Origin of the sequence: Asanoa ishikariensis, from assembly GCF_900107455.1 — a bacterium.
Lineage (GTDB): Bacteria > Actinomycetota > Actinomycetes > Mycobacteriales > Micromonosporaceae > Asanoa > Asanoa ishikariensis.
The window spans coordinates 2,359,553-2,372,305 of sequence record NZ_FNQB01000001.1 but is presented as its reverse complement, the minus strand read 5'-3'; the positions used below and the strand labels follow the sequence as shown (position 1 = coordinate 2,372,305).

The 12,753-nt window shown below is 71.9% G+C and carries 19 protein-coding genes; 9 read left to right on the top strand and 10 right to left on the bottom strand.

All coding sequences use genetic code 11. From position 1 onward, the window contains the following. The first annotated feature begins 69 nt into the window (after positions 1 to 69). From BLV39_RS44745 to BLV39_RS11155, 4 genes are read left to right on the top strand one after another with little or no spacing between them, the layout of a single operon-like run. Positions 70 to 198, top strand: coding sequence for a hypothetical protein (locus BLV39_RS44745; protein ID WP_275414310.1), 129 nt, complete (start codon positions 70 to 72; stop codon positions 196 to 198). Then, a complete protein-coding gene (locus BLV39_RS11165; protein ID WP_090789926.1) occupies positions 198 to 596 on the top strand; it encodes a cyclic nucleotide-binding domain-containing protein in 399 nt (132 codons plus the stop codon). Before BLV39_RS44745 ends, BLV39_RS11165 begins: the two co-directional genes overlap by 1 nt. Beyond that, positions 488 to 1,654, top strand: a complete 1,167-nt coding sequence (locus tag BLV39_RS11160; RefSeq protein WP_176984851.1) for an NAD(P)/FAD-dependent oxidoreductase — start codon at positions 488 to 490, stop codon at positions 1,652 to 1,654. Before BLV39_RS11165 ends, BLV39_RS11160 begins: the two co-directional genes overlap by 109 nt. A 49-nt stretch (positions 1,655 to 1,703) precedes the next feature. Beyond that, on the top strand, positions 1,704 to 2,255 hold the full coding sequence (locus BLV39_RS11155; RefSeq protein ID WP_090789922.1) for a GNAT family N-acetyltransferase: 552 nt from the start codon (positions 1,704 to 1,706) through the stop codon (positions 2,253 to 2,255). Positions 2,256 to 2,343: 88 nt separating this feature from the next. Here BLV39_RS11155 and BLV39_RS11150 read toward each other — a convergent pair whose 3' ends face one another. Genes BLV39_RS11150 through BLV39_RS11135 form a run of 4 tightly spaced genes read right to left on the bottom strand, consistent with a single transcriptional unit; the run spans position 2,344 to position 4,678 of the window. Further along, entirely contained in the window at positions 2,344 to 3,036 is a 693-nt protein-coding gene (locus tag BLV39_RS11150) for an alpha/beta fold hydrolase (protein ID WP_090789920.1), read from the bottom strand. Continuing rightward, entirely contained in the window at positions 3,033 to 3,665 is a 633-nt protein-coding gene (locus tag BLV39_RS11145) for a DUF305 domain-containing protein (RefSeq protein ID WP_239083951.1), read from the bottom strand. The genes BLV39_RS11150 and BLV39_RS11145 overlap by 4 nt, the downstream gene beginning before the upstream one ends. 30 nt (positions 3,666 to 3,695) lie before the next feature. Next, positions 3,696 to 4,349: a cation efflux transmembrane domain-containing protein gene (locus BLV39_RS11140; protein WP_090789916.1), complete on the bottom strand. Its 654-nt coding sequence runs from the start codon at positions 4,347 to 4,349 to the stop codon at positions 3,696 to 3,698. Beyond that, the gene (locus tag BLV39_RS11135) at positions 4,349 to 4,678 is read right to left on the bottom strand and encodes an ArsR/SmtB family transcription factor (RefSeq protein WP_176984850.1); all 330 of its coding nucleotides are present in this window, start codon (positions 4,676 to 4,678) and stop codon (positions 4,349 to 4,351) included. Before BLV39_RS11135 ends, BLV39_RS11140 begins: the two co-directional genes overlap by 1 nt. Before the next feature lie 85 nt (positions 4,679 to 4,763). Between BLV39_RS11135 and BLV39_RS11130 the strand changes: the two genes are divergently transcribed. Together BLV39_RS11130 and BLV39_RS11125 are read left to right on the top strand one after the other, a co-directional pair. Continuing rightward, the gene (locus tag BLV39_RS11130; protein WP_239083952.1) at positions 4,764 to 5,636 is read left to right on the top strand and encodes an alpha/beta fold hydrolase; all 873 of its coding nucleotides are present in this window, start codon (positions 4,764 to 4,766) and stop codon (positions 5,634 to 5,636) included. A gap of 5 nt (positions 5,637 to 5,641) precedes the next feature. Beyond that, the gene (locus tag BLV39_RS11125) at positions 5,642 to 5,962 is read left to right on the top strand and encodes a GYD domain-containing protein (RefSeq protein WP_090789912.1); all 321 of its coding nucleotides are present in this window, start codon (positions 5,642 to 5,644) and stop codon (positions 5,960 to 5,962) included. Positions 5,963 to 5,980: 18 nt separating this feature from the next. On the opposite strand, the gene BLV39_RS11120 is transcribed toward BLV39_RS11125, so the two are convergent. Continuing rightward, positions 5,981 to 7,051, bottom strand: a complete 1,071-nt coding sequence (locus tag BLV39_RS11120; RefSeq protein ID WP_090789910.1) for an ImmA/IrrE family metallo-endopeptidase — start codon at positions 7,049 to 7,051, stop codon at positions 5,981 to 5,983. Between the two features lie 26 nt (positions 7,052 to 7,077). Then, positions 7,078 to 7,371 carry a type II toxin-antitoxin system RelE/ParE family toxin gene (locus tag BLV39_RS11115; RefSeq protein ID WP_090789907.1) on the bottom strand — a complete coding sequence of 98 codons (294 nt, stop codon included), beginning with the start codon at positions 7,369 to 7,371 and terminating at the stop codon, positions 7,078 to 7,080. Between the two features lie 282 nt (positions 7,372 to 7,653). On the opposite strand from BLV39_RS11115, the gene BLV39_RS44740 reads away from it, so the two are divergent. Continuing rightward, positions 7,654 to 8,658, top strand: coding sequence for an alpha/beta fold hydrolase (locus tag BLV39_RS44740; RefSeq protein WP_090789904.1), 1,005 nt, complete (start codon positions 7,654 to 7,656; stop codon positions 8,656 to 8,658). A gap of 45 nt (positions 8,659 to 8,703) precedes the next feature. Continuing rightward, positions 8,704 to 9,345, top strand: a complete 642-nt coding sequence (locus tag BLV39_RS11105) for a class I SAM-dependent methyltransferase (protein ID WP_204082923.1) — start codon at positions 8,704 to 8,706, stop codon at positions 9,343 to 9,345. Here BLV39_RS11105 and BLV39_RS11100 read toward each other — a convergent pair. Beyond that, positions 9,311 to 10,228 (bottom strand): aminoglycoside phosphotransferase family protein, encoded by a 918-nt coding sequence (locus tag BLV39_RS11100; RefSeq protein WP_090789900.1) that lies wholly within the window; start codon positions 10,226 to 10,228, stop codon positions 9,311 to 9,313. The two genes, BLV39_RS11105 and BLV39_RS11100, sit on opposite strands and share 35 nt — an antisense overlap. Before the next feature lie 50 nt (positions 10,229 to 10,278). Between BLV39_RS11100 and BLV39_RS11095 the strand changes: the two genes are divergently transcribed. Continuing rightward, a complete protein-coding gene (locus tag BLV39_RS11095; protein ID WP_176984849.1) occupies positions 10,279 to 10,467 on the top strand; it encodes a hypothetical protein in 189 nt (62 codons plus the stop codon). On the opposite strand, the gene BLV39_RS11090 is transcribed toward BLV39_RS11095, so the two are convergent. The 3 genes from BLV39_RS11090 to BLV39_RS11080 form a co-directional block, all read right to left on the bottom strand. Next, complete coding sequence (locus BLV39_RS11090; protein ID WP_090789896.1) at positions 10,464 to 10,694, bottom strand: hypothetical protein; 231 nt, start codon at positions 10,692 to 10,694, stop codon at positions 10,464 to 10,466. The two genes, BLV39_RS11095 and BLV39_RS11090, sit on opposite strands and share 4 nt — an antisense overlap. A gap of 190 nt (positions 10,695 to 10,884) precedes the next feature. Continuing rightward, positions 10,885 to 11,724 carry an EamA family transporter gene (locus BLV39_RS11085; protein WP_239083953.1) on the bottom strand — a complete coding sequence of 280 codons (840 nt, stop codon included), beginning with the start codon at positions 11,722 to 11,724 and terminating at the stop codon, positions 10,885 to 10,887. Further along, complete coding sequence (locus tag BLV39_RS11080; protein WP_090789895.1) at positions 11,721 to 12,695, bottom strand: helix-turn-helix transcriptional regulator; 975 nt, start codon at positions 12,693 to 12,695, stop codon at positions 11,721 to 11,723. The genes BLV39_RS11085 and BLV39_RS11080 overlap by 4 nt, the downstream gene beginning before the upstream one ends. Positions 12,696 to 12,753: the final 58 nt, after the last annotated feature.

The following is a 12,753-nucleotide window of genomic DNA, read 5'->3' as shown; positions in this document are numbered from 1 at the left end:
CCACAAGCCGCCCGTACGGTCGGTCCGGTTCCCCGGCATCACCGCCGTCGCACGGAGGAGGACTCGACCATGGTGCCCACGATCGCGTTCGCCGACAGCGGCGGCTTCAACACCGTCACCCAGCGGCCGGCCTCCGGTGCCCCGGCCTGGCAGACGCTCCCGAGCTACGTCCTCCGAGCGGCGCGCGAGACCGCCTAGTGGACCGCGGGCCGATCCTGGACGACGAGCAGTTCCGCCGGCTCGCCGGCTACGGAGCCGAGGAGCGGGTCGAGGCCGGGCGTGACCTGTTCACGTCCGGTGACCTCTCGTACGACTTCTTCCTGCTCCGGACCGCGGCCGTCGACATCGTCCGGGACACGACCGCGATCGAGCCGGAGCGCCTGATCTACCAGGCCGGCCCCGGCGACTTCCTGGGCGAGCTCAACCTGCTGACCGGCCAGCACGTCTACCTGACGGCCCGGGTGCCGCGGGCAACGCACTGGAGCTCGTGGGCCGACCGGACGCCGCCGCGACGTTGGACCTGCGCACGTACGTCACCCAGTTGCTCCTCCCCCATTCCTGGTACGACGCGGACTCGCCCTCCGGGCGTGCGCTGATGGGCCAGGCCGGGCTCGGCGCGGACGAGCTTCCGGCGGCGGTGGTCAACGGTGCGGCGCTGCGCCGCGCGACCCCGCTCCGGCTCGCCTCGATGCTCGGCCTCACCTACCGGACCGACGGACGGCCGGTCGACCTCGTCGTGGTCGGCGCCGGCCCGGCCGGACTGGCCGCCGCCGTTTACGCGGCGTCCGAGGGCCTCGACACGATCCTGCTCGACCGCACCGGGCTCGGTGGTCAGGCCGCGAAAAGCGCCCGGATCGAGAACTACCTGGGCTTCCCGCAGGGCGTCAGCGGCGAGCACCTGACCCGCCTGACGATGGTGCAGGCACTCAAGTTCGGCGTGCGGATCTACTCGCCTTGCGCGGTCGCCGGCGTGGATCTCACGGACGACCGACGGCCGGCCGTGCTGCTCGACAACGGCGCACGCATCGACTGCCGCGCGGTCATCACCGCGACCGGCGCGGACTACCGGCGCCTGGACGTCCCGCGCTGGTCGGCGTTCGAGCAGACCGGCTGCATCCGGTACGCGGCAACAGAGCTGGACGTCCGAGGGTACGAGAACCAGCCGGTGACGGTCGTCGGCGGCGCCAACTCGGCCGGGCAGGCGGCCCTGTCCCTGGCCGGCCACGGCGCGACGGTGAACCTGGTCCTCCGCGGCACCGACCTCGGGGCACGGATGTCGTCCTACCTGACCGACCGGATCCGCGCCCACCCCCTGATCCGCCTGCACACCGGCAGCGCGGTCCGCGAGCTCACCGGTGACGACCGGCTGACGTCGGTGGTCGTCGAACGGCCCGACGGACGGCAGGACCGCCTGGAGTCCGGGGCGTTGTTCTGCTTCATCGGCGCCCGACCCATGTCGGGCTGGCTGTCGGGCATCGCCACGGACGAGAACGGCTTCGTGCGCACGGACGGCGGGCTGCCGTTCCAGACGAGCGCCGCGCGGGTGTTCGCGGTCGGCGATCTCCGCGCGGGTTCGATCAAACGGGTGGCCACCGCCGTGGGCGAGGGCGCGAGCGCGGTCTCCTCGGTCCACGCCGCGCTCGCCGGCGACTGACCGGAATTCGACTGGCTTGGTTGGCCATCGTCGCCCATCATCGGTTTCCGTGGGCGACGACGTGGTGCATACGACCGAGCGCCTGGTGCTGCGGGTGCCTTCGCCCGCGGACCTGGGGCGGCTGTTCGACCTCTACTCCGACGAGCGGGTCTGGCGCCCGGACCCACTGAGCCGCCACGAAGTCCCGGCCCGGACCGCGGAGCTGATTGAGAGCTGGCGGGCGGCCTGGGCCCGCGACGGCCTCGGCATGTGGACCGCCTGGGACGGCGACGAGTTCGTCGGGATCGGCGGCTGCGCCGTCCGCTACGGGGTCGCGTGGAACCTCGGCTTCCGCCTCTGCCCGTCCTGGTGGGGACGCGGATACGCACAGGAGATCAGCGCGGCCGGGATCGTCGCCGCACGCCGGCAGCGCGCCGACCTCCCGGTCACCGCCTACCTGCTCGAAGGCAACGACCGGTCGTTGCGCTCGGTCGAACGCCTCGGCCTGAGCCGCGTCTGGCGCGGCCCGGACGCCGGCAACCCGGACCCGACAGCGATCCGACTGCTCTACAGCGACCAGCCCTTGCCACCGACCGTGCTCGGCGCCCTTACCGACCGGTGACCCGACCCATCGCCCGGGGTGGCCGGCGGGAGGCGGTGCGGTTGGGAGCGCCGGGGATCAGGCCGGCGGCGTTCATCGGCATCGGCGCCTAGCGGGACAGGTCCTCGATCGCCGCCGCGACGGCATCGGGGTCGACGAGTTGGTGCAGGTGCAGGCCCGGGAGGTGCGCGACGCGCCAGCCGCGCGCCCGGGCCTCGCGCGCCTTCTCGTCGTCGCCGTCCTGCCCCGGCGGCGCGAACCCGAGGTAGCCGCACGGGATGCCGTCGTTCCAGCCGGCCGGGACGGGGATCCGCTGCGCGAAGAACGAGAGTGGCAACCGCGGCGCTTCGGCACCGACGGCGCGCATCGTCTCCGCGTCCGGGAACATCGGGGCGATGTCAGCCTCGTCCCACCACTGTGGCCAGGGCGGCAGGCGGTCGTTCTCCGCCTTGCCACGGACGACGTCGAGCAGGGCCAGGGCGACGGCGTCGGTCGTCCCGGAGCGCGCGGGCAGGGACGCGTCGACGAAGAGACAGGCCTCGACGGTGCGGCCGACCGCGTCCACCACGACGGGCATGAACCGGCCCGCGTTGCTGTGTGCGACCAGGACCACCCCGGTGCCTGGTGGCAGATGCGCGACGGCGGCGGCCACGGTCTCGGCGACGAACGGCCAGGACGGCGGCTCGGCGTCGGCGAGGCCCAGGAACGACGGCACCACCGCGCCCGGCAGCCGCCGCGCCACCGGAGCCCAGGTCGACGGGCCTACCAGCGGGCTGTGCAGCAGCACGTGGGCGACGGTCACAGTGGTTTGGCGCCCTTGCGGTCGAGGAGTTGCGTCAGGGCGCCGAGCTCGGACTGCTGGCCGGATTTCATGCTCTCGGCGAGCCAGCGCACGTCCTCGTCGTCGCTCTGTGCCAGTGCGGCGTCGGCCATCGCGATGCCGCCGAGGTGGTGGCGGAGCATGAGCTGTCCGAACAGGACGTCGAAGTCGCGGCCGGTGGCGGTGCGGAGCCGGGCCAGCTCCTCCTGGCTGGCCATGCCGGGCATCGGGCCGTCCGCGGCGTGGCCCTCGTGGCTGGCCATCCAGGCCATCGGGCGTTGCTCGCCGGTGGGCAGCAGGTCCCAGTCGCGCAGCCAGGTCTGCATGATGCCGATCTGACCGTGCTGCGTCAGCGCGATGTCGCCGCCGAGCGTGCGTACCTCGGCATCGGCGGAGCGGCCGTGGGCGAGCATGCCCATCTCGACCGCCTGGGCGTGGTGCGAGGACATGTCGCGGGCGAAGCCGGCCTCGACCGAGGCGTCGTCGTGGCCGTCCTGCGCGAGCAGCCAGCCGCCGACGCCGCCGGCCAGCGCGCCCAGCAGAATCGCCAGGGCGACCAGGACGAGGTGGGGCGAGCGCCTGTTCATTTCGGGCACGTCATCATGAACCACGCGAGCAGGGTATCGGGGTGCAGGCACCGTTCAGCACGAGCAGCCGGGTGCACAACCGTCGGCCTGGGGTACGGCGCAGCAGGCGTCGCCGCGCCAGGCCTCGCGGCCTTCCCTGATCGCTACGGCCGCGATGACCAGCGCCGCCACCGGGTCCGCCCAGGACCAGCCGAACAGGCTGTTCAACGCGAGGCCCACCAGCAGCACGGCGGACAGGTAGGTGCACAGCAGCGTCTGCTTGGAGTCCGCGACCGCGGACCGCGAGCCGAGCTCACGGCCGGCGCGGCGCTGGGCGTACGACAGGCCGGGCATGACCGCCAGCGACACCGCCGCCAGGACCAACCCGACGCTGGAGTGCGCGGCTTCGGCACCGCCGACCAGCGCCCGGACCGACTCGACGGTGACGTACGCCGCGAGGGCGAAGAACGAGAACGCGATGACCCGCAGGGCGACCTTCTCGCGGGCCTCCGGGTCCGGTCCGGCGAACTGCCACGCCACCGCCGCCGCGGACGACACCTCGATGACCGAGTCCAGCCCGAAGCCGATCAGCGCGGTCGACGACGCCATCGTCCCGGCGGTGATCGCGACGACGGCCTCGACCACGTTGTACGTGATCGTGGCGGCGACCAGCAGCCGCACGCGCCGGGTGAGCACCGCCCGCCGCGCCGACTCCTGGCCGACCAGCATCAGCAGCAGCCCTTCTCCGCGCTGTCGGGGCAGGCCACCGGGTCGACGGCCAGGACCAGGCCGAGCAGGTCACCGAGGGCGTGCGCGAGGCGCTGGTCGGCCAGCTCGTAACGGGTCCGCCGACCCTCCGGCACCGCGACGACCAGGCCACAGCCGCGCAGGCACGACAGATGGTTCGACAGGTTCTGCCGGGTCGTGCCCACCAACTCGGCCAGCTCCGCCGGATAGCCCGGGCCGTCGCGCAACGCCAGCAGCAGCCGCGCCCTGGTCGGATCCGACAACGCGTGCCCGAACCGGGCCAGCACCTGACCGTGCGTCAACGTCTCCACGCCACGGACGATACAGCAAACGCTGTACTGTCGCGCCGGCTGCGTCGTACCCCCGGTGGCTCTGATCGGTCGTAGGCTCGGCCGCATGACTGGCATGGAGACGCACACCCTCGCCCTGCCCGGCGTCGACCTGGTCTACGACGTACGCGGCCCGCTGCCGCCCACCGACGGACGGCCCGTGCTGCTGATGATCGGCCAGCCGATGACGGGAGACGGCTTCGCGGCGCTCGCCGCGCACTTCCCGGAGCGGACGGTCGTCACCTACGACCCTCGGGGCCTGGGTCGCAGCGTCAGGACCGACGGCCGCACGGACCACACGCCGCAGCAGCAGGCCGCCGACCTGCACCTGCTGATCGAGGCGCTCGGCACGGGCCCGGTCGACGTGTTCGGCAGCAGCGGCGGGGCGGTCACCGGGCTCGAACTGGTCGCGGCCCATCCCGGCGACGTCGCCACGCTGGTGGCGCACGAGCCGCCGATCAACGTCGTGCTGCCCGACGCGGCCGCAGCGGAACGGGCCCGGTCCGGCTTCTTCGAGGCGTACCAGGCGAAGGGCACCGGTGCGGGCATGGCCGCGTTCATCGCGATGACCTCGTGGCAGGGCGAGTTCACCGACGAGTACTTCGCGCAGCCCGCGCCCGACCCCGCGATGTTCGGCATGTCCACGGAGGACGACGGCAAGCGCGACGATCCGCTGCTGTCGCAGGCCTCGTGGGCGGTCACCGACTACCGCCCGGACGAGGCGGCGTTGACGGCCGCGCCGACCCGCGTCGTGGTCGCGGTCGGTGAGGAGTCGGCGGGTACGTACACCGCGCGCACCGCCACCGGCATGGCGGCGCTGCTCGGCCAGGAGGCCGTCGTGTTCCCGAGCCACCACGGCGGTTTCCTGGGCGGCGAGTACGGCTACGCGGGCAAGCCGGCGGAGTTCGCCGCACGGCTGCACGAAGTCCTACTACCGTAGGGTTTATGGCGAAATTCCTGTTCACCGCGGCGTACACCCCCGAGGGCCGCCGTGGGCTGCTCAAGGACGGCGGCAGCGGTCGGGTCGACGCCGCGCACAAGGCGGCCGAAAGCGTCGGCGGCCGCGTCGAGGCGATGTACTACAGCTTCGGCGACCACGACGTCTACATCATCTGCGACCTGCCCGACAACAAGGCGGCGGCCGCCCTGTCGATCGCCGTGGGCGCGAGCGGCGCCCTGGACACCAAGACCGTGGTCCTGCTGACGCCCGAGGAGGTCGACCAGGCAGCCCGGGCGGCGGTCGACTTCCGGGCACCCGGCGCCTAGCCGAAGCTAGCCCGTGATTCAGCTGCGGGACCGCTTCATCTGGAACTCGAGCTTCCGCCTCAAACCATGCCCCCAGCCATAGTCCTTGCTCTTCCGCTGGGCGCGACCGAGCACAATGCTCGGCGCGATACCCAGTTGGTCAGCGAGTTGCCGCACGGCCGCGAGGTCGCGGTTGCGCGGTAGTCGGCGCTCGAACGAGGGTGGGATAAGGACATCGGAGGCGTACGCGTTCGCCTCGTCCTCGGCAGCACTCTGCTCGCCGTTGAGATAGAGCTCTTTCTCGCCGTGCAGAAGTACGTGTCCGAGCTCATGGAAAAGGGTGAACCAGAGTTGGTCGTCGCTCTTCCAAAGAATTGAGAGTTGGACGACGGGGTGCCCGCTGACCCATCGCGTGGCTCCATGGATGCCCAGTCCCGGCACAGCCGGGATGAAGCAGAGCACGACGCCGACGGCACGAAGAACGGTGGCGGTCTCCTCGATCGCGGCTACAGGTTCCTGTCGAGTCAGCGCGCGGAGCCTGGGTATCAATGCCTCCAGCCCCGATCGGTCGAACGCGGGGACGTCGCGAAGCCCATCGTGGTGACGCTCAGCCAGCGCCAACCAGACCGCGAGCGCCGGCGTATCCTCCCGCCTCGCGGCGGCGCGACGATACGCCACGCTCCCTCGCGTCCACGTGGCGTCGAAAGCCTCAAGGCTCGCCACGCCCAGCACTCCGAGCAACTGGCGAACGGTGTCCGCCCGATCCCGAGCGGACGCAGTGATGAAACCCCACTTGCGTAGGAACGAAAGCGGAAACTCCTTGGCTCGCTCGTACTGCGCTTCGAGATCGACGCCTGCGGCCTCACGGGCGAGGGCGTCGCGATAGCCGGACTCGTACATGTTCCACAGGCGCGAGGGGATACCCGTCACGCGCTCCAATGCGAGGGCAAGCGGGTGCGACAGCGGTGCCTTGCCGCTCAACAGCTCGCTGACATGCTTGGGTGTCACGCCGAGGCGGCGCGCCAGCTCGGCGGCGTTGATGCCTTCGTCCTCCATCCACTCGGCGATGAAATCGCCGGTGGTGACGACGTAATCCAGTGTGGTGGACATGTTCTGCTCCTCTCCCCCCTGGATGCCTAGTGGTAGTCGATGATCTCGACGATGACCGCCGTGATCACGTCGCGTTTTTCGGGGCGAACGATCAGCCGCCAGTTCGCGGTTAGCCGCGCCGACCACTGCCCCGCGCGATCACCCGTGAGCTCCTCCCAACGCCCCCGCCCGCCCAACACGTCCGCCATCTCATCGACGTAGGACAACTCAGCAAGCCGGAGCTTCAGTTTCTTGGCGACAATCTCACCGTAGGCGGCCTGCATCCGACGAGCGTTGGTGCAGACCCGCTCCAGGTCTCGCGTCGCATAGTCGAGCTGCATGGTTTCATGTTACCTAAATCGTAACACTGGCCGCACGACGCCGACCCGAGTGTCAGGTATCGGTCGCGAGCGTCCTTCACTTGCTTTGAATAAGCTCAATACGAACAAAACCCCCCATAGCTGATCAATTCGACGTACTCGGCGTTGAGACGGCTTGAGTAAGCGTGTGGCTCCGCTGTGCCAGGATCAGCCAGGGCGCTTCGTCGCTTCTTCCGCCGCGCATCGGCGGACGGGCCGCGTTGCTGGGCTTCATTCCCTTCGTGCTCGAAGCACACTAGGTACGTGCGGCAGCGGATCGATCGGGTGGCGTTGGACGGTGGCACCGCCCTGTGCTACGCCTCGATCGGTGCCGGCCGGCCGCTGGTCTACGTGATGGGCTGGCTATCCCACCTCGAACGCAGCTGGGAGCTGCCGGCCGAGCGGGCACTCTACGAGGGGTTCGCGCAGGGCTGCCGGCTCGTGCGCTACGACCGCGCGGGCTCGGGGCTGTCGCCGGCCGCGGACCGGCCGGCGTCGTTGGCGTTCGAGCTCGAACAACTGGCCGCGGTCGCGGCGACACTGGACGAGCCCTTCGACCTGATGGGCACGTCGATGGGCGCCCCGGTGGCCGTCGCCTGGGCCGCGGCCCATCCCGACACCGTGCGGCGCCTGGTGCTCTACGGCGGCTGGGCGCGCGGCGACGACCTGTCCCCGCCGGGCGTACGCGATCATGTCCTGGGTCTGGTCGAGGCGCACTGGGGGCTCGGGTCGGACGTGCTCACCGACATCTTCGCCCCCGACGCGGACCGTTCGACGCGGGCCGAGCTCGCCCGTTACCAGCGCGCCTGTTCGAGTGCGGCGACCGCCCGGGAGCTGCTGGCGCTGAGCTACGAGCTCGACGTCACCGACCGCCTCGACCAGGTGCGGGCGCCGACGTTGGTGGTGCACCGCACCGGCGACCGGGCCGCGCCTGTCGCACAGGCCGAGGCGCTCGCCGCCGGCATCGACGGTGCTCGGCTCGTGCTGCTGCCCGGCCGCTCGCACCTCCCGTACGCGGGTGACCGGGACGAGTTGGTCCGGGTGGTCCGCCGGTTCCTGGGCCTGCCGGTCGGCCGGCGCAGCGGCCTGACGGCCCGCCAACGCGAGGTGGCCGGCCTGGTGAGCCAGGGGCTGACGAACCGGGAGATCGCCACGCGCCTGGGTATCGACGAGCGCTCGGCCGAGGGGCACGTCGAACGGATCCGCCTGCGCCTGGGCTTCCGGTCCCGCGCCCAGGTCGCGGCGTGGTGGCGGGACCAGATGGGGTAGTTCTACGCCTGACACGCCCGCGGTCACCGGCGCAGAGTGGATGTCGTGACAGTGACCGGCTTCGTCGTGAACAAGGGGCGTGGGCCCTTCAACGCCGCGTTCTTCAGCGCGCTGGGCCCGTACATCGAATGGCACGTGCGCCGGCACAAGCGGCGGGTGTTCGCGGACCTGCCCGAGACGGTGGTCGAGCTCGGCTCCGGGGTCGGCGCCAACCTGCGCTACCTGCGGCCGGGATCCACCCTCGTCGCGATCGAGCCCAACGCACCCATGCACCGGCGGCTGCGGGCGGCCGCCGCGCGTCGCGGTGTGCGGCTCGACCTGCGCGAGCGGTCGGCCGAGCGCACCGACCTGCCCGACCAGAGCGCCGACAGCGTGATCTCCTCGCTCGTGCTGTGCACGGTGGCCGACCCCGCCGAGGTCCTGGCCGAGGTCCGCCGCGTCCTGCGCCCGGGTGGCACCTTCCGCTTCGTGGAGCACGTCGCCGCCCGTCCCGGCTCGCCCACCCGCGCGCTCCAGCGGATGCTGCGCCGGCCGTGGGCCTGGACCTTCGAGGGGTGCTCGTGCGAACGGGACCTGGCCGGCCTGCTGCGGGCCGCCGGATTCGCCCGGGTCGACATCGAGCCGTACCGGCTGCACAGCCCGTTCATCACGTTCAACACCCAGATCGCGGGCATCGCGTACGCGTGACGAGGCGGCGCAGCGCGGCCTGCGCGGGCGGACCCCAGGTGGGCTTTCCGCCGGGTCCGCCGTCGGCGCCGATCAGGATGCCGCTCAGGGCGCGGGCCATCGCCCAGCCGCGGGCGCGGCGCATGGTGGCGGTGTCCGCGACCGGCTCGTAGGCCGCGTAGAACAGGTCGGTGGTGTCGTCCGGCAGCAGGAGCCAGGCGGAGGAGAGGTCGTACGCCGGGTCGCCCGCGCACAGGTCGCCGAAGTCGACGACACCGCGGATGGTGCCGTCGGCGGTGAGGACGTTGGCCGGGTGCAGGTCGGCGTGGAGCCACAGCGCGGGGCCGGTCCATCGTGGAGCGTCGACCGCGTCGTGCCAGACGGCGCGGACCGCGTCCGGGTCGGGGATCAGCCCCTGCGCGGTGGCGTACGCGAGCCCTTTGGCGAATCCCTCGGCACGGTCGGCCAGCGGGCCGCCGCGGTCCCGGCCCGCGGGCGCGTCCTCGGGGGCGGGCTGATGGAGGGCCGTCAGGAACCCGGCCAGGGATCGGGCCGCGTCCGCCGCGCGCGTGACGGGGTGCCGGTCGGCGGGAGCGCCCGGCACCCAGGTGGTGATGAGCCAGGGCCTCGGGAACCGTTCGGAGGGCTCGCCGAGTCGCTGCGGGACGGGGATCGGCAGCGGCAGGCGCGGGGCCAGCGTCGATAGCCAGCGGTGCTCGTTGCGCAGCAGCACGTCGGCGTCGCCGGTCGCCCAGGGAAGCCGGACGGCCAGGTCGTCGCCCAGCCGCCACAGTTGGTTGTCCCAGCCACGCGCACCCAACCGCACCGGGAGGTGGGCGAGGTCGGGGTGCTGGTCGCGGACCAGGTCCCGCACCAGCTCCGCGGTGAGCTCCACGTGCGTCATGCGGAGCAACAGTAGCGTCGGCCGGCTGCGCTGATTGTGGGCTAGCGAAAGTGATGGCAGCCGCCGACGTGTGCCGCCTCACCGACGCGGCCCGCTACCTGCGGCGCGGGGACGTGACGGTCCTGGTCACCGCCGGAGCGGTGTCCGCACCGGTGCGCGAGGCGGCGATGTCGGCCGGGGTCATGCTCGTGGACTCCGAACGCCTGGCCTGGTGGGCCGACGTGCGGAGACGGGACTAGGCCTTTACGTGGTGGTCCTCTCCGGCACGGCGCTGGCGGGGAACGTACGCCTGCGGTAGGTCGATGGGGTCGATCTCTTCCCGGCCGCCCATGGTGAGCAGGTGGCGGCCCAGGTGGGCGCGCATCCCGGCCTCCCAGACGCTCTGCTCGAGGTGGGCTGGTGCGATCCAACGGTGTGAGCCGTCGCTGTAGTGGAAGTGCTCGTCGCCCCGTCCGAGGCTGCTCATCGGGTCACCCTCTCCGCCGTGGGCGCCGTTTCGACACGGCCCGGCGCTCGTAGTGAGCCTCACCGTTCCGGCCGGACGAGATAACGGACAGCTCGCTGACATTGGGAGGGCGCGGCGAAGGGCGGTATCCGCCCATGTCGGTGGGTGGCCACCGAGACATACGCCAGGTGGCGGATATCCAGGTGGCTTTTCACTCTGTTTGGTCAGCAACACGCCGCGTGACGCCGACGCTGGCCGCCGAAACCAGGACCAACGCGGCGATCGGGACCATTCCGAGGTGCTGGTCCAGGATGAGCAGGCCGGCGATCGCGGCGGCCGCCGGTTGCAGGCTCATCAGCACGCCGAAGACGCGGGTCGGCAGGCGACGCAGGGCGATCAGTTCGAGTGCGTAGGGCACGACCGACGACAGCACGGCGACCGCGACCACGCCGGGAACCAGCGCCGGGTGGCCGACCACCTCGCCGGCGTCCGCCCAGCCGAACGGCAGCACCAGCACCGCACCGACGGCGAACGAGACCGCCAGGCCGCTCAGGCCGGGTACGACACTGCCGACGCGGGCGCTGAACATGATGTATCCGGCGCCGCACGCACCAGCCGCCAGCGCCAGCAGCAGTCCCGTCAGCGGGATCTCGACCTGGGTGCGGAGGCCGAGCAGCACGACGCCGGTGCCGGCCATCAGCGCCCAGAGCAGATCGGCCGGACGCCGGGTCTGCACCAGCGACAGCAGCAACGGACCGACGAACGACGCGGTGACGACCACGCCCTGCGGCGCGCTGCTCAAGGCCAGGTAGGTCAGCATGTTGAGGCCGGCGGAGAACGCGCCGAGCAGGGCCACGGCCCGCCACGCCTCCGCCGACCAGGACCGCAACCGGGGACGGGTGGCGACAGCGAAGATCAAGGCCGCGATCGACAGGCGCAGCAGGAGTACGCCGGGCGGGCCGAGATCGTCGAACAAGGTGCGCGCGAGAGCCCCGCCGACCTGGGCGCAACACACCGACAACAGCACGAGCATCGTCGGCGTCGCGTTCATGGCCGCGTCGCATAGCGGGCGGCGATCGCGGCGGCGCGGTGGTGCAGGGCGTCGCGCAACCATTGCGGGGCAAGGGCTTCCGCGCTCGCGGCCAGTTGCCACAAGGCCCATTCGGCGTGTCTCGGGTCCTGGAAGGTCACCTCCAGCCGCAGCCGGCCGTCCGGGTCGGTCTCCTCGCTGCGCACGGCCAGTGCGGTGCCGACCAGGTCCTCTCGCCGCGCCGCGTTCAGCAGCACCAGCACCGTGACCTGGTCACCGCCGGTGCGGAAGCGCTCGCTGCGTTCCTGCCAGGCCCGGTCCAGATCGACCTCGTCCGGCCGCTCGGCGGGTTCGGCGAGCTCCTCGGCGGCCAGGATCCGCGACAGCCGGTACGTGCGGTCCGCGCCGGACCGGCGGGCCAGCAGGTAGCCCTGCTCGCGCACCGTGACCAGGCCGATCGGGTCCACCGTGCGCCAGTTCGCGGTCCGGCCCGCGGCCGCGTAGTGGATACGCAGCTTGTGGCCGGCGAGCACCGCGCGCCGGACCTCCGCCACGATGGGCTCAGGCACCTCGTCGGCGACCGACCGGCGCGAGAGCAGGTCGGTCTCCGGGTCGATGAGCAATCGCTCGACCGCGCCCGCCGCGGTGTCCCGATGGCCCTCCGGCAGCGCGTCGACCACCTTGAGCATGGCCGAGGCCAGCGCTGAGCCGAGTCCGAACGCCTGTGCGCCGCGCCGCGATCCGGCGACCAGCAGGGCCAGCGCCTCGTCATGGTTGAGTCCGGTGAGCTCGGTCTGGAAGCCGGGCAGCAGCGCGAACCCGCCTTGCCTGCCGCGCTCGGCATAGACCGGGACGCCGGCCGCGGACAGCGCCTCGATGTCGCGCAGCACGGTGCGGGTGGACACCTCGAGCTCGCCGGCCAGTGTCGCGGCGGACAGCCGGCCGCGCTGGCGCAGCAACAGCACCAGCGAGACCAACCGGTCGGCCCGCATACCGAAAATCATGCCAGGGAATACGTGACACAGGATGTCGTGATTCGGCTGCCAGGCT

Coding starts and splice junctions, on each gene's coding strand:
- BLV39_RS11085 (WP_239083953.1), bottom strand. CDS start 11,724: ATGAACGCGACGCCGACGATGCTCGTGCTGTTGTCGGTGTGTTGCGCC.
- BLV39_RS11100 (WP_090789900.1), bottom strand. CDS start 10,228: ATGACGCACGTGGAGCTCACCGCGGAGCTGGTGCGGGACCTGGTCCGC.
- BLV39_RS11115 (WP_090789907.1), bottom strand. CDS start 7,371: ATGCAGCTCGACTATGCGACGCGAGACCTGGAGCGGGTCTGCACCAAC.
- BLV39_RS11120 (WP_090789910.1), bottom strand. CDS start 7,051: ATGTCCACCACACTGGATTACGTCGTCACCACCGGCGATTTCATCGCC.
- BLV39_RS11130 (WP_239083952.1), top strand. CDS start 4,764: ATGACTGGCATGGAGACGCACACCCTCGCCCTGCCCGGCGTCGACCTG.
- BLV39_RS11090 (WP_090789896.1), bottom strand. CDS start 10,694: ATGAGCAGCCTCGGACGGGGCGACGAGCACTTCCACTACAGCGACGGC.
- BLV39_RS11140 (WP_090789916.1), bottom strand. CDS start 4,349: ATGCTGGTCGGCCAGGAGTCGGCGCGGCGGGCGGTGCTCACCCGGCGC.
- BLV39_RS11080 (WP_090789895.1), bottom strand. CDS start 12,695: ATGCGGGCCGACCGGTTGGTCTCGCTGGTGCTGTTGCTGCGCCAGCGC.
- BLV39_RS11125 (WP_090789912.1), top strand. CDS start 5,642: ATGGCGAAATTCCTGTTCACCGCGGCGTACACCCCCGAGGGCCGCCGT.
- BLV39_RS44745 (WP_275414310.1), top strand. CDS start 70: ATGGTGCCCACGATCGCGTTCGCCGACAGCGGCGGCTTCAACACCGTC.